General features: G+C 36.1%; 13 protein-coding genes. 6 read left to right on the top strand and 7 right to left on the bottom strand.

The features are described from left to right. Window positions 1-47 precede the first annotated feature (47 nt). A complete protein-coding gene (gene atpB / locus U9K52_RS20275; protein WP_263602976.1) occupies window positions 48-1,166 on the bottom strand; it encodes a F0F1 ATP synthase subunit A in 1,119 nt (372 codons plus the stop codon). 460 nt (window positions 1,167-1,626) lie between these two features. Between atpB and ffh the strand changes: the two genes are divergently transcribed. Both ffh and U9K52_RS20265 read left to right on the top strand, forming a co-directional pair. Further along, window positions 1,627-2,988: a signal recognition particle protein gene (gene ffh, locus U9K52_RS20270; RefSeq protein ID WP_029293489.1), complete on the top strand. Its 1,362-nt coding sequence runs from the start codon at window positions 1,627-1,629 to the stop codon at window positions 2,986-2,988. A 38-nt stretch (window positions 2,989-3,026) separates the two neighbouring features. Continuing rightward, window positions 3,027-3,305, top strand: a complete 279-nt coding sequence (locus U9K52_RS20265; protein WP_248393641.1) for a TM2 domain-containing protein — start codon at window positions 3,027-3,029, stop codon at window positions 3,303-3,305. An 87-nt stretch (window positions 3,306-3,392) separates the two neighbouring features. Here U9K52_RS20265 and U9K52_RS20260 read toward each other — a convergent pair whose 3' ends face one another. The 6 genes from U9K52_RS20260 to U9K52_RS20235 form a co-directional block, all read right to left on the bottom strand. Next, window positions 3,393-4,037, bottom strand: coding sequence for an OmpW family outer membrane protein (locus U9K52_RS20260; RefSeq protein WP_248393642.1), 645 nt, complete (start codon window positions 4,035-4,037; stop codon window positions 3,393-3,395). A 40-nt stretch (window positions 4,038-4,077) separates the two neighbouring features. Further along, entirely contained in the window at window positions 4,078-4,740 is a 663-nt protein-coding gene (locus U9K52_RS20255) for an outer membrane protein (RefSeq protein WP_322927904.1), read from the bottom strand. A gap of 77 nt (window positions 4,741-4,817) precedes the next feature. Beyond that, a complete protein-coding gene (locus tag U9K52_RS20250; RefSeq protein ID WP_248393644.1) occupies window positions 4,818-5,435 on the bottom strand; it encodes an outer membrane beta-barrel protein in 618 nt (205 codons plus the stop codon). 211 nt (window positions 5,436-5,646) lie between these two features. Beyond that, window positions 5,647-6,150, bottom strand: coding sequence for a hypothetical protein (locus tag U9K52_RS20245; protein WP_248393645.1), 504 nt, complete (start codon window positions 6,148-6,150; stop codon window positions 5,647-5,649). Between the two features lie 121 nt (window positions 6,151-6,271). After that, entirely contained in the window at window positions 6,272-6,934 is a 663-nt protein-coding gene (locus tag U9K52_RS20240) for a porin family protein (RefSeq protein WP_263602974.1), read from the bottom strand. Window positions 6,935-7,083: 149 nt separating this feature from the next. Then, complete coding sequence (locus U9K52_RS20235) at window positions 7,084-8,043, bottom strand: PhoH family protein (RefSeq protein WP_263602973.1); 960 nt, start codon at window positions 8,041-8,043, stop codon at window positions 7,084-7,086. Between the two features lie 135 nt (window positions 8,044-8,178). On the opposite strand from U9K52_RS20235, the gene U9K52_RS20230 reads away from it, so the two are divergent. The 4 genes from U9K52_RS20230 to U9K52_RS20215 all read left to right on the top strand — a co-directional run bounded on the left by U9K52_RS20230 (window position 8,179) and on the right by U9K52_RS20215 (window position 12,587). Next, a complete protein-coding gene (locus U9K52_RS20230) occupies window positions 8,179-9,006 on the top strand; it encodes an SAM hydrolase/SAM-dependent halogenase family protein (protein ID WP_248393648.1) in 828 nt (275 codons plus the stop codon). Between the two features lie 63 nt (window positions 9,007-9,069). Then, entirely contained in the window at window positions 9,070-10,383 is a 1,314-nt protein-coding gene (locus U9K52_RS20225) for a dihydrolipoamide acetyltransferase family protein (protein WP_322927903.1), read from the top strand. A 187-nt stretch (window positions 10,384-10,570) separates the two neighbouring features. Then, the gene (locus U9K52_RS20220; protein ID WP_322927902.1) at window positions 10,571-11,194 is read left to right on the top strand and encodes a hypothetical protein; all 624 of its coding nucleotides are present in this window, start codon (window positions 10,571-10,573) and stop codon (window positions 11,192-11,194) included. Window positions 11,195-11,231: 37 nt separating this feature from the next. After that, window positions 11,232-12,587, top strand: coding sequence for a chloride channel protein (locus tag U9K52_RS20215; protein ID WP_263602970.1), 1,356 nt, complete (start codon window positions 11,232-11,234; stop codon window positions 12,585-12,587). Window positions 12,588-12,802 lie beyond the last annotated feature (215 nt).

The raw sequence follows: 12,802 nt of genomic DNA, 5'->3' as shown, positions 1-12,802 counted from the left end.
TAAATAAATTATATTAGTTAAAAATTATTTTAATATTTTTCTTTTAATTAGTGAGCGTGCTCTTCGTGACCGTGCTCATGTTCGTGCTCTGCTACTGCGATACCGATAAATAGAGCGGACAATACCGTGAAGATATATGCTTGCAGTGCCGCTACCAATAATTCCAATACAGAAACAAATAATGCTAATGGTACAGATGCAAATCCTAAGAACGGAGATCTGAAAATGAAGATTAGTGAAATAATCGCCAGGATCATAATGTGTCCCGCTGTAACGTTAGCGAAAAGTCGCATCATTAAGGCGAAAGGTTTTGTAAAGATCCCGATAATCTCAATTGGAACCATAATTGGGTACAATAAGATTGGAACCGGCGGCATGAAGATATGCTTCCAATAATCTTTATTAGCACTGAATAAAGTAATCAATAAAGTAATGATTGCTAAAACTGCAGTAATTGCGATGTTCCCTGTAAGGTTGGCCCCGAAAGGAAAGAAAGGAATCAATCCGAATAAGTTATTAAACCAGATAAAGAAAAATGCGGTTAATAAATAAGGCATATATCTTTTGTATTTAACAGATCCTATATTTGGTATTGCTACCTCGTCTCTTATGAATACAATTACAGGCTCTAATAATTTCCCTGCACCTTTTGGCAACTGAGATTTTTTATAGTTTCTTGCCATCCCCATGAAGATCACCGCCATGAAAATTACCGAAAGAAACATTGACGCTGCATTCTTTGTAATTGAAAGATCAAAGAACACTTCATTTGCTTTTTGCTTTCCGCTGATTATTGAAAACAGAGTAGCTTTCTGAATTCCTTTAGTTGAAACAACCTGTCCTTCCTCTAAAGTATACCCGTCATGCTCATGACCGTGAGCAATACTCTTTGAAAGAAAAGTGTGCCATCCTTCATTATCTTTAATAATCACAGGAAGCGGAACAGATACATGATGCTCTTCACCGTTATCATCTTTTGTAGTCCATAAATGCCATTCATTTGAATCACCGATGTGTTCCATGATCATTTTAGTAGCATTAAAACCTTCTTTCTGCTCTATTTTTTCCGCCGGCTCTTCGCCTTCAGAAGTATGTTGAGCAATCGCTAAACCGCTCACAAACACAAATAAAAATGCGAAAAACAATGAAGAAATCTTTCTATTCATATCTCTTTTTTAATCGTGTGCAAATATATCGATTTTATTAAACTTTACCAATATTAAAAATTGATTTTTATCATCAAAAAAACTAAGATTTATTAATGAGTTTTATTATCGGTATATATATAAGGAGTGATGCTATTATAAAACATATCACTATAAATAGAAAATTTTCTTTTGTTTTCTCTATAATAACTAATGAAACAATGAGCCAGATAATATCTTTTGATATATTGATGGCTAAAAATTTCATTGCTGCATCTGATTTTCTATACATATATTTTTTAAAAATTATAAAAACGCTAATGTTTAAGATTGAAATCAGCAGGATAATGATTAAACTATCGATAAAATTCATTCCACAAAAATAGAATTATAATTTTGATACATTACAAATCTCTTTATCTATATATTAATATATACTAAAAATTTGCTTATTTTTGCAAACCTATAATTTACAATACATATGTTTAATAGTTTACAGGATAAATTAGACAAAGCGCTACATAATATTTCAGGACGTGGAAAAATCACGGAAATCAACGTTGCGGAAACCGTAAAAGAAATTCGTAGAGCATTGGTGGATGCCGATGTTAATTATAAAGTTGCAAAAGATCTTACGAAAAGAGTTCAGGATAAAGCACTGGGACAGGATGTTCTTACATCGCTTACTCCGGGACAGCTGATGACGAAAATCGTTCATGATGAACTTGTAGATCTTATGGGGGGCTCCCAGGAAGGAATCAACCTTTCCGGAAAACCATCTGTGATTCTTATTGCAGGGCTTCAGGGTTCTGGTAAGACAACATTCTCCGGAAAATTGGCCAATTATTTAAAAACAAAAAGAAATAAGAAACCTCTTTTGGTAGCGTGTGACGTCTACCGTCCGGCTGCGATCGACCAGCTGAAAGTTTTGGGCGGTCAGATCGGTGTTCCTGTCTTCACGGAAGAAGGTTCTATGGATCCTTCAAGCATTTCTCAAAACGCCATTAATTTTGCTAAATCAAACGGTCACGATGTGGTGATTGTAGATACCGCTGGTCGTTTGGCCATTGACGAGCAGATGATGAAGGAAATTAAAACTGTTCACTCTGTTATTGCACCAAACGAAACACTATTCGTTGTAGATTCCATGACGGGTCAGGATGCGGTGAATACGGCAAAAGCATTCAATGATACTCTAAATTTTGATGGGGTTGTTTTAACAAAATTGGACGGTGATACCCGTGGTGGAGCAGCTTTAACAATCCGTTCTGTAGTTGAAAAACCGATTAAATTCATCTCTACCGGTGAGAAAATGGAAGCACTGGATCTTTTCTATCCGGAAAGGATGGCAGACAGAATCCTGGGAATGGGAGACGTTGTTTCCCTGGTAGAAAGAGCTCAGGAACAGTTTGATGAGGAAGAAGCCAAAAAGCTTCATAAAAAAATCGCCAAAAACGAGTTTGGTTTTGATGATTTCCTGAAACAGATCAATCAGATTAAAAAAATGGGGAACATGAAGGATTTGATGGGAATGATTCCGGGTGTAGGAAAAGCGATCAAAGATGTGGAGATCAGCGATGACGCATTCAAACATATTGAGGCAATCATCTACTCCATGACTCCAGAAGAAAGAAGAAAACCTTCTATCATCAATACACAGAGAAAAAACAGAATTGCCAAAGGTGCCGGAAGAAAAATTGAAGATGTAAACCAACTGATGAAGCAGTTTGACCAGATGGGAAAAATGATGAAGATGATGCAGGGACCTCAGGGAAAACAGATGATGCAGATGATGAGCAAAATGCCGAATATGCCTGGAATGGGCGGAATGTTCGGTAAATAAGCACGCCAAATTAAATCAAATCAATTAAAAATATTTTTATGGAAGTGTACGGAAACAATCAGGGTAATTATAATCAGCCTTACCGGTCTGAAAAAAAAGTAGCCGCCGGTATTCTTGCTATCCTTTTGGGTGGGCTGGCTATTCATAAATTTTACCTGGGATATACAAAAACGGGAATCATTCAGCTGATTTTAAGTCTTGTAACCTGCGGTACTGTTGGCGGACTTATCGGTTTAATAGAAGGGATCATTTATCTTACGAAATCTGATGAGGAGTTTGACAGAACCTACGTTCAGAACCAGAAAGAATGGTTTTAATTTTAAATAAAATATAAAATGCGGCTCAAATTTATTGAGCCGCATTTTTTTTCACTCTGTCAAAGTTTCGATCTTTGACAACGTTTTTTATTTATCAGATTTCTGAGCTTTAGCTTTAATGAAGTAAGAGAAGCCTGCATTCACTCCGAAAGTGTTTCTTGTTGTTTTATAATCAATTCCGGAATAAGTTTCTTTATTATAGAACTGATCAAAACCAAGACCTAAATTAATCCCCAAAGATTGGGTAGCCATATAGGTAACTCCTGCTTTCGCTTTCCATGCAAGACCATCCGTTGTTGTATCACCTGACCAAAGCAAAGGATCTGCAATAGAATTGGAAATATTGAATTTTGTTTTAGTGGATGCATATCCGATTCCGGCTCCTACAAAAGGGAAAAATTTGCTGTCTGTATTAAAATAGTAAGTAGCAGTCGGCATAACGGAAAATGTAGATAAAGTCACTTTACTCCCATCATTTTTAGTAGTATTCGAATCAAAACCTAAATCAATTCCTACTGCCAATCCGTCGATAACAAAATATCCAACAGAAGGTGTAATTGAAAAAGAGCTGACTTTAGTTTCATCATATTTTGTTCCGTTTACCTTAGTATTGGTGTTAATACTGTTGAAACCCATTCCTGTGTTTCCGCTGATTACCCAATCTCCTTTTGTCATTTGAGCATTGGAAAGCCCGAAAAGTGCAACTGCACCTGCAAGTAATAGTTTTTTCATGATTTTTTAATTTAAAAAGTTTATGTTTAGTTTTGTTTTATTATTTAGCAAAAACATATTTTACCCCGAAAGTAACCGAAGATAAATTTAAACCGAAATTGAATGTATCAGTTCCATTTTCCTGATCTTTAATCTTCATGTTTTTATACCCAAACTCTCCGATGGTAGCTTCAATCGTCCAGTTTTTATTGATGAAATAATCCAGTCCGGGTTTCACATTTACACCGAATGAAGTATATTTTTGTTCGATATTTATACTTTGAAAATAGGTATATCCATTCATATCAAAATAATTTAATTGTAGATCTGCCGTACGTTTTCCAATTTCAACAGGAATTTCAAGCTGTCCGAAAATATATAAATTATCCGAAAGTGTCCAGTATTTTCTGATGAATGGTCTCGCTGTAAAAGCACTTGCTTTAATGGTCGACTGCAGGGTTTCAACACCAAACCCGAGATTATTGACATCCGTATTTTCTGCTTTGCTGCCAGTATAGCCTATTCCCGTACCTATTGCCAAATTAGGGGCTATGAAAACACCTACTGTAGGAATGACACTGAAATTCTGACTTTTATTTTCTGTATTATTGTCTTTATTTTGAGAAAAACCTGCCTGACCGGACAGATAAAGCGTCCCCGTTTTGATCTGGGCATTAGAAAGACCGAAAAGCATAACAGTTCCGGCTAAGAGTAATTTTTTCATGGTAATTTAGTAATGAATATATGTAGAAAAAGCCCTAAGCAAAAACTTAGGACTTTAGATTATATATGTTTTGTTTATTATTTAGCAAAAACATATTTAACACCGAAAGTAACTGAAGATAAGTTTAATCCGAAGTTAAAGTTATCAGTGCTTTTGTCAAGATCTTTGTACTTGAAGTTGTTGTATCCGAATTCTCCGATAGTAGCTTCGATAGACCAGTTTTTGTTTAAGAAATAATCTAAACCTGGTTTTACGTTTACTCCGATTGAAGTGAATTTAGATTCAGTATTGAACTGAGATGCTGTACCGCTGTATTCAGCTTTATCTTTACCAAACGCCATTGGAACTTCCAATTGACCGAAGATGTATAATTTCTCACCTACAGTCCAGTATTTTCTTACGAATGGAGCTACTACAAATGCATCAGTGGAAAGTTTAGTTTCAACATTAGTCAACGCACTTGTTGTAGTGTTAGAAGTGTTTGCATACCCTACACCTAAACCAACAGCAACATTATTTCCAACGAAATATCCAACAGTAGGTACAATAGTGAAATCTTCTACTTTAGAATCTGTATTGTTATCCTGAGTTGAAGAATAACCTACCTGTCCTGATAAGTATGTAGTTCCTTTAGCGATCTGAGCATTAGATAAACCGAAAAGTGCAATAGCACCTGCTAATAATACTTTTTTCATTTTTTTAAAAATTTAATACTTTCTGACGGCAAATTTACAGTGGTACACGCTAATATTAAAATTTGTTAATGTGATTAATATCATTGCTTGTTTTTGGCTTTTTACAGCTATAAATCGTATTAAAAGAATGGAGTTGAAGTTTTCACAATTATATGAATAAAAAAACTCCAATTTTTCAATTGGAGTTAAATATGATTGATTTAAAAAAAATTTATCTCAGGAAAAAATTCGCTCCGAAGTTAATAGCTCCGAAGTTGAATCTGTCATTCCCTCTCCAGTAAGGATCTTTATATTTGCTACCGATATTCTGGAATCCAAGATACAATTCTGTATTTTTCATTTGATATCCTACTCTCGGTGCTACGTACAATCCACTATTGATATAATTCTTTGTAGAGATCGCTGCTCCTAGATCCAATCCTACAAAAAGAGGAATTTTATTAAAGGTATATTTTCCGGAAGCTGCAATCGGGATAAAACCGAAATCATCAACATTGTCTTTCCCGAAAAAATGAGAATATCCTGTAGTAGCACCAATATCCAGACCTTTCGTAATATTCCACATGTACGCTGCGTCTATACCGATTGTTACACTTGCCGCATCTGCAGCGTCACCAAGCGGAGCACCAATATGCCCCCCAAGTCTGAAACCTTCCTGCGCCTGCGCAACACCACCTAAAAGTGCAAAAGCACCCAGTAATAATAGTTTTTTCATTTTAATAAGTTTAAATATTTAATATTTGAATGATTACTCACTGAAAAATGTGGTATGTTAAAACCATAAAAAAGCGGAACAAATTTTGTACCGCTTTATATTTTTAAGTAAATAATTTTTCTTAGTTACCTCCGAATTTGAAACCTACACCTATTTGTGCAAAGCTATTGGTAACTTTACCTCCACTTCCGTCATTAGATAAATTTGAAACACCAAGGCTGTATCTTGCATCAAAGAATAATCCGTTTTCCAACATGTATTCTACACCTACGAACGGAGCAATATTTAATTTTTTGATATCGTCTTTAATGTCTACTTCACCGCTATCTCCTTCCACTTCTACATTCATGAAGTCAGACCCGATTACTGTTTTCTGTTTAGCGCTAAGAATAACTCCGAAGTTTGCACCAGCTGCAACTGAAAATCCTTCTGTTATGAAATATTTTGCTGAAACAGGTACCAAAAGAGTTCCCAGATTAACCTCTGTTTTTTCTCCAACATACATAATACCAACATTTACACCGTCAATCTTTTCCTTACCTCCTAGTGGTGAGTATAAAACTTCCGCCTGAAAACCAAAGTTATCATTGATCTTATATTCTGCCATACCACCAATGTAAAAAGTGTATTTAGGATCCATGTTTCTTTTTCCTAAATCATCCTGATTCTGATCAATTTTAAGTGTAGACATTGCAAAACCGGCTTTAGGACCAAACCTGAATTCCTGAGCTTTTGCGCTCATCCCGATAACAGCAACTGCTGTAAGAAGTAAAAATTTCTTCATTTCGTTAATAGTTTTTAAAGTAATTCGGGGCAAAAATACTCTTTTTTTTTAAAATTCCAACATTTGTGAATTTTATTTTAAATCAAAAAAAATACAGGAAATATAACTTCCTGTATTATAATATTTTGATTAAATAATTTTCCAGTTACTTAGTCGTTTCTCTGTCTTTTTTCTTCATCATTGTAGGCTAAAATAATCTTTTTAACCACCGGATGCCTTACCACATCTTCTTCCGTAAGATGCACAAATCCTATTTCTTTTACTCCTTTCAGAATACGCATTGCTTCTTTTAGTCCAGACTGTTGTTTTGGCGGAAGGTCAACCTGGCTTGGATCTCCCGTAATGATGAATTTTGCATTCATTCCCATTCTGGTTAAAAACATTTTCATCTGAGAATGCGTGGTATTCTGAGCTTCATCCAGAATCACAAACGCATCGTCAAGCGTTCTCCCTCTCATAAATGCCAAAGGAGCAACCTCAATTACTTTTTTCTCAATAAATCCTTCCAGTTTTTCGTGAGGAATCATATCCCGGAGTGCATCATATAAAGGCTGTAAATACGGATCCAGCTTTTCCTTAAGATCTCCCGGCAGGAAACCAAGGCTCTCCCCCGCCTCCACTGCAGGCCTCGTAAGAACAATTCTTTTAACGGTCTTATCTCTCAACGCTTTAGCAGCCAATGCAACACTGGTATACGTTTTACCCGTCCCCGCCGGTCCGATTGCAAAAACCATATCTTTTTTTTCGGTTTCTTTCACCAGTTTTTTAAGATTGGTGGTTTTGGCCTTAATGATTTTTCCGTTTACCCCTTTTACGATGATATCCTGATCGAAAACAAGCTGCTTTTCGTTTTCATCTTTTATATTGAGAATATTTTCAACATCTTTCAGGGTTATAGAATTATTTTTTGAAATATAATTTACTATGTCATCCAGTTTCTGCTTAAAAATATCAAGCGCTTCCTGATTTCCCATGGCGAAGATAAAGTGATCTCTTCCAGTGATTTTAAGGGTCGGAAATGTTGATTTTATTAAATTGAAATATTGGTTATTAACTCCATAGAAGATTTTCGCATCGATATCCTCCAAATCATATGTTAATTCAAACATGCAGTATCTTTATTAATTTTAGATTTTAAATGTAAAGCTTTTTTCGGAAATTTATATCAAATTCTTTTCCACAATCATTCGGGCATTCTTTTTATTTTAAATAAATTTGCATTTCTACTATTCTATAAACAATCAATGTCAATTATTACACTTACTTCAGATTTCGGAAATTTGGATTACAGAGTTGCCGCTGTAAAAGGCAGTATACTTTCTCTGAATCAGAAAGTTAATATTATTGATATTACCCATGATATCCAGGCTTTCAACCTTGTACAGACATCGTACATCGTGAGAAATGCATACAAACACTTTCCGAAAAATACCGTCCACATCATTTCTGTAGACAGTTTTCACAACAAATCGAGAAAAAATATACTTTATAAATCAGACGGACATTATTTTATTGCTGCTGACAACGGGCTTTTAAGTCTTGTTTTTTTTGATATCAAACCTGAAGCAATTTATGAAATCACTTTAAATAACAGATTTGATGATATTGTTAACTTTACATCAACTGATGTTTTTGTTCCTGCAGCAGTACATCTTGCCAATGGCGGACTGCCGGAAGTCATCGGTAGAAAGATTGATTCTGCCAAACAGCTTCTTTTTCCGAAACCTGTTTTTAATGAATCTGAAAAAATGATTATCGGGGAAGTTACCTATATTGATAATTTCGGAAATATAATATCAAATATTAGCAAAGATTTTTTTGAAAGTTCAGGAAAAGGATATGAAAATTTCACGATAAAATTCAGAAATTTAAGTCTTTCACGTATATTTTTAAGTCATACGGAGGTGGTTTCGGATTGGGAAAGAGAGACAGAATTTCACGGGCAATCTGCAGCAATTTTCAATGACAGCCAGCTTTTGGAGTTAACCATCTACAAAGGAAGCAAGAAAAACGGCGCCAAGTCTTTGTTCGGACTAAATGTAGGAGAGAATATTTACATTGAATTTTTCTAAAATTTAATATTTCATAAAAAAATCGATTTTTTTTATATATTTGTCAAAATCTAAAAATTAAAAATGGCAGAGTACAAATTATTGCTTCCTTCCATGGGAGAAGGTGTGATGGAAGCCACCATTATCACCTGGTTATTCAACGAAGGAGATCATGTGAAAGAAGATGATTCCATAGTGGAGATTGCAACTGACAAAGTAGATTCAGACGTTCCGACACCAGTTTCGGGGAAAATCGTTAAGATTTTAAAACAGAAAGACGAGGTTGCAAAAGTAGGCGAAGCTATTGCTATTTTAGAAATTGAAGGAGAAGGAAGTGCTCCTGCTTCTGAAGAAACAACTGCAGAAACTCAGGCTTCTGCTCCGGATGCCGAAACTTTAAAAACGATAGAAGAACCTTTAAAAGTATCTGCTTCCACAGAATTTTCGGGAGATCTTTATCTTTCCCCACTTGTAAAATCAATTGCACAACAGGAAAATATTTCTGAAGCCGAACTGAAATCCATCAATGGAAGTGGTCTGGAAGGAAGAATTACCAAAGAAGATATTTTAACATACGTTAAAAACAGAGGCAATCAGTCTGTTCCACAAGCTGCACCGGCACAACAGACCGCTCAGGCTGCAAAACCTGTGGGGACATCAGCTCCTGCTTCCACAATCACGGCTGCTGCCGGTGATGAAATCATTCCGATGGACAGAATGAGAAAGATCATTGCCGAAAACATGGTGAAAGCCAAACAAATTGCTCCACACGTAACTTCTTTCATCGAAACAGATGTAACCAACGTTGTAAAATGGAGAAATAAAAATAAATCCCTCTTTGAAAAACGTGAAGGTGAAAAGCTTACTTTCATGCCGATTTTCGTAAGAGCGGTGGTAAAAGCCATTCAGGATTTCCCGATGATCAACGTTTCTATTAATGGTGAAAACATCATTAAAAAGAAAAATATCAATATTGGTATGGCAACCGCTTTACCGGACGGGAACCTTATTGTTCCGGTAATTAAAAATGCAGACCAGTTATCTCTTTCAGGACTGGCAAAAGCAATTAATGATCTGGCGTACAGAGCAAGAAATAAAAAATTAAGACCTGAAGATACTCAGGGCGCAACATATACTATCTCCAACGTAGGAAGTTTCGGAAACCTTATGGGAACTCCAATTATCCCTCAGCCGCAGGTAGCTATTTTAGCAATCGGGGCAATCGTTAAAAAACCGGCTGTTCTTGAAACGCCTGACGGAGACGTGATTGCAATCAGAAACTTAATGTTCATGTCTCACTCTTACGATCACAGAGTGGTAGACGGTTCTCTTGGAGGAATGATGCTGAAGCATGTTCATGACTACCTTGAAAACTGGGATCTGAACACAGAAATATAAGTAATGAGAATTTGATAATGAGTAATTAAACTTAATATTCATTAAATTAATTAAGATGATAAGTTCTAAATGATGTAATTGTCTTGTTGAGCTTATCGAAACATCTTTACCATACAAACCTTCGGACTTTTCCGAAGGTTTTTTTACTATCTCGAATAAATTATATCTTTAAAAGAAATTCATTGCAATGGAAATTGATTTTAGAAAACTTGATGTCAAAAAACTTTTTGATTTTTCAAAAGAAGAAGAAAACTTGATTTTTCAAGTATATGATCAACTATTCGAGATCTATGATATAGCTGTTATTGATATCAAAGACTCACCATTTCATGAATTTGATTCCGGTAAGGAAATACCGATTTTCATACCCAGAATATGCTACTTTATTACGGATAAAAATAAAGAGCATTCTTTTTATCTTTTAATTGTTAACAAAATCGAAAAATCAGTACAAGGCCGTCGTTTACCTGCTCAGACAGAAACTTTACAAATTTGGGGAATGAAATCACTGGAAGGTAATTTTGGCTATATTTCAATCAATAAAAAGAAGTGGGCAGACAGAATCGCGGGAATATTCAGCAGTTTTAATATCAACTTTAAAGATAATTCATTCAGTAACTTTTATGTTTTAGGAAGTGATAAATATAAAGCCATGGCTTTTTTGGACGCAAAAAGAAAGGAAATAATAAAATCTTTTCCTGATGAAGATTTTAAGCTGGAAATTAAAAACAATATTTTGTGTTTCGGACTTCCTAAAAATCTTTCTGTTGAAAAAAGTATAATTATTGCAGAATTTTTAAACCAAATATAATTTCTGTACTTTTATACTGATCATCCAAATATAGAGAATGCTGAAAATTTTATCCCTAATCCGAAGATCATTAAAAAAGTCCTTCGACAATATTCACAACGAACAGCTGAAGCATAATCTTTTGCAGGCCATACCATTTTGGATAGGTTCCGTGATCACAGGCTTTGTAGCTGTTATGTATGCTAAAATATTTGCATGGGGAGAACATCTTCTGAATTATATCCTGAACTGGCATTTGTGGATGATTTTCATTATTGCTCCCATCGGTTTTGTATTGTCGTGGTGGCTGGTGAAAGAATTCGCTCCGTATGCAAAAGGCAGCGGAATCCCTCAGGTAATGGCCGCGGTAGAACTTGCCAATCCGAAAGAACACAAAAAAATAAGAAGTTTATTAAGCTTAAAAATCATTGTCTTTAAAATACTTTCATCCGTAGTTTTGGTGATCGGGGGCGGTGCAGTTGGCCGGGAAGGCCCTACGATTCAGGTTGCAGGTTCTGTTTTCAGAAAAGTGAACGAATATCTTCCGGATTGGTGGCCTAAGATTTCCAAGAAAAATATGATCATGACAGGTGCTGCCGCAGGACTTGCCGCAGCTTTCAACACCCCTCTCGGCGGAATTGTTTTTGCGGTGGAAGAACTTTCGAAAACCCACATCAACTACTTTAAAACTGCTTTATTTACAGCGGTGATCATTGCAGGTCTTACAGCACAGACACTGGCCGGATCTTATTTATATTTAGGCTATCCGAAGACTAATGATGTTTCATTAATGGTCATGTTCCCGATCATGCTTGTTGCCGGAATTGCCGGAATTCTCGCAAGTCAGCTTTCGGTAATTATGCTTAAAATCACGGACTGGAAAAAGAGAAAACTGAAAACCGACAGAGCAAATGTTGTTTTTCTTGTGATATCGGCATTGCTTATAGCATCCGTCGCCTACTTTATCAACCGCGAAATTCTGGGTTCCGGAAAAGAAATCATGGAACGTATTCTATATACCGATGAAAAACACGAAGACTGGTATGTTCCTGTTTTACGGATGTTCGGTCCGGCACTATCTTTTACTTCCGGCGGTGCGGGAGGAATTTTTGCGCCTGCCTTAACGGCCGGAGCTACGGTTGGCTCTGTAATTTCAGGATTTATTGATCTGAGCCCGAATGAAACTAATGTGGTTGTTCTCGGAGGGATGGTCGCCTTTTTAACAGGGATTACAAGAGCTCCGTTTACATCAGCCATTATTGTTCTGGAAATGACCGACAGACATTCGTTAATATTTCATCTGATGCTTGCCGGAATGATTTCTTCCATTGCCTCAATTCTTGTCAGCAGGCATTCTCTGTATGATCTTATTAAAGTTGGTTTTTTGGAAGAAATACGGAAAGAGAAAAATTAATTGTTTATTTTAATCTAAATTAATAGTGCTAAAATTTCCGGAATGAAATCTGCCAGATGGTCTTGAAAATTTGAAAAATGTTGTCGCAAATATTTCAACGCTGTCATTTCCTAGCCCCGATCGAACGGCATGTCTGAGCTCTTTCCAATGGTTTCGGGGGGGGGGGGGGGGGGGGGGGGCGGGGGGGGGGGGGGGGGGGGGGGGGGGGGGGGGGG

Origin of the sequence: Chryseobacterium sp. MHB01, assembly GCF_034651565.1 — a bacterium.
Classification (GTDB): domain Bacteria; phylum Bacteroidota; class Bacteroidia; order Flavobacteriales; family Weeksellaceae; genus Chryseobacterium; species Chryseobacterium nepalense.
The sequence above is the reverse complement of the archived record's forward strand: the minus strand, read 5'-3'. Positions and strand labels throughout refer to the sequence as shown.

What these genes read in the sequence shown, in the direction of transcription:
- atpB (WP_263602976.1), bottom strand. Translation starts at nt 1,166, where the DNA reads ATGAATAGAAAGATTTCTTCATTGTTTTTCGCATTTTTATTTGTGTTT.
- ffh (WP_029293489.1), top strand. Translation starts at nt 1,627, where the DNA reads ATGTTTAATAGTTTACAGGATAAATTAGACAAAGCGCTACATAATATT.
- U9K52_RS20265 (WP_248393641.1), top strand. Translation starts at nt 3,027, where the DNA reads ATGGAAGTGTACGGAAACAATCAGGGTAATTATAATCAGCCTTACCGG.
- U9K52_RS20260 (WP_248393642.1), bottom strand. Translation starts at nt 4,037, where the DNA reads ATGAAAAAACTATTACTTGCAGGTGCAGTTGCACTTTTCGGGCTTTCC.
- U9K52_RS20255 (WP_322927904.1), bottom strand. Translation starts at nt 4,740, where the DNA reads ATGAAAAAATTACTCTTAGCCGGAACTGTTATGCTTTTCGGTCTTTCT.
- U9K52_RS20250 (WP_248393644.1), bottom strand. Translation starts at nt 5,435, where the DNA reads ATGAAAAAAGTATTATTAGCAGGTGCTATTGCACTTTTCGGTTTATCT.
- U9K52_RS20245 (WP_248393645.1), bottom strand. Translation starts at nt 6,150, where the DNA reads ATGAAAAAACTATTATTACTGGGTGCTTTTGCACTTTTAGGTGGTGTT.
- U9K52_RS20240 (WP_263602974.1), bottom strand. Translation starts at nt 6,934, where the DNA reads ATGAAGAAATTTTTACTTCTTACAGCAGTTGCTGTTATCGGGATGAGC.
- U9K52_RS20235 (WP_263602973.1), bottom strand. Translation starts at nt 8,043, where the DNA reads ATGTTTGAATTAACATATGATTTGGAGGATATCGATGCGAAAATCTTC.
- U9K52_RS20230 (WP_248393648.1), top strand. Translation starts at nt 8,179, where the DNA reads ATGTCAATTATTACACTTACTTCAGATTTCGGAAATTTGGATTACAGA.
- U9K52_RS20225 (WP_322927903.1), top strand. Translation starts at nt 9,070, where the DNA reads ATGGCAGAGTACAAATTATTGCTTCCTTCCATGGGAGAAGGTGTGATG.
- U9K52_RS20220 (WP_322927902.1), top strand. Translation starts at nt 10,571, where the DNA reads ATGGAAATTGATTTTAGAAAACTTGATGTCAAAAAACTTTTTGATTTT.
- U9K52_RS20215 (WP_263602970.1), top strand. Translation starts at nt 11,232, where the DNA reads ATGCTGAAAATTTTATCCCTAATCCGAAGATCATTAAAAAAGTCCTTC.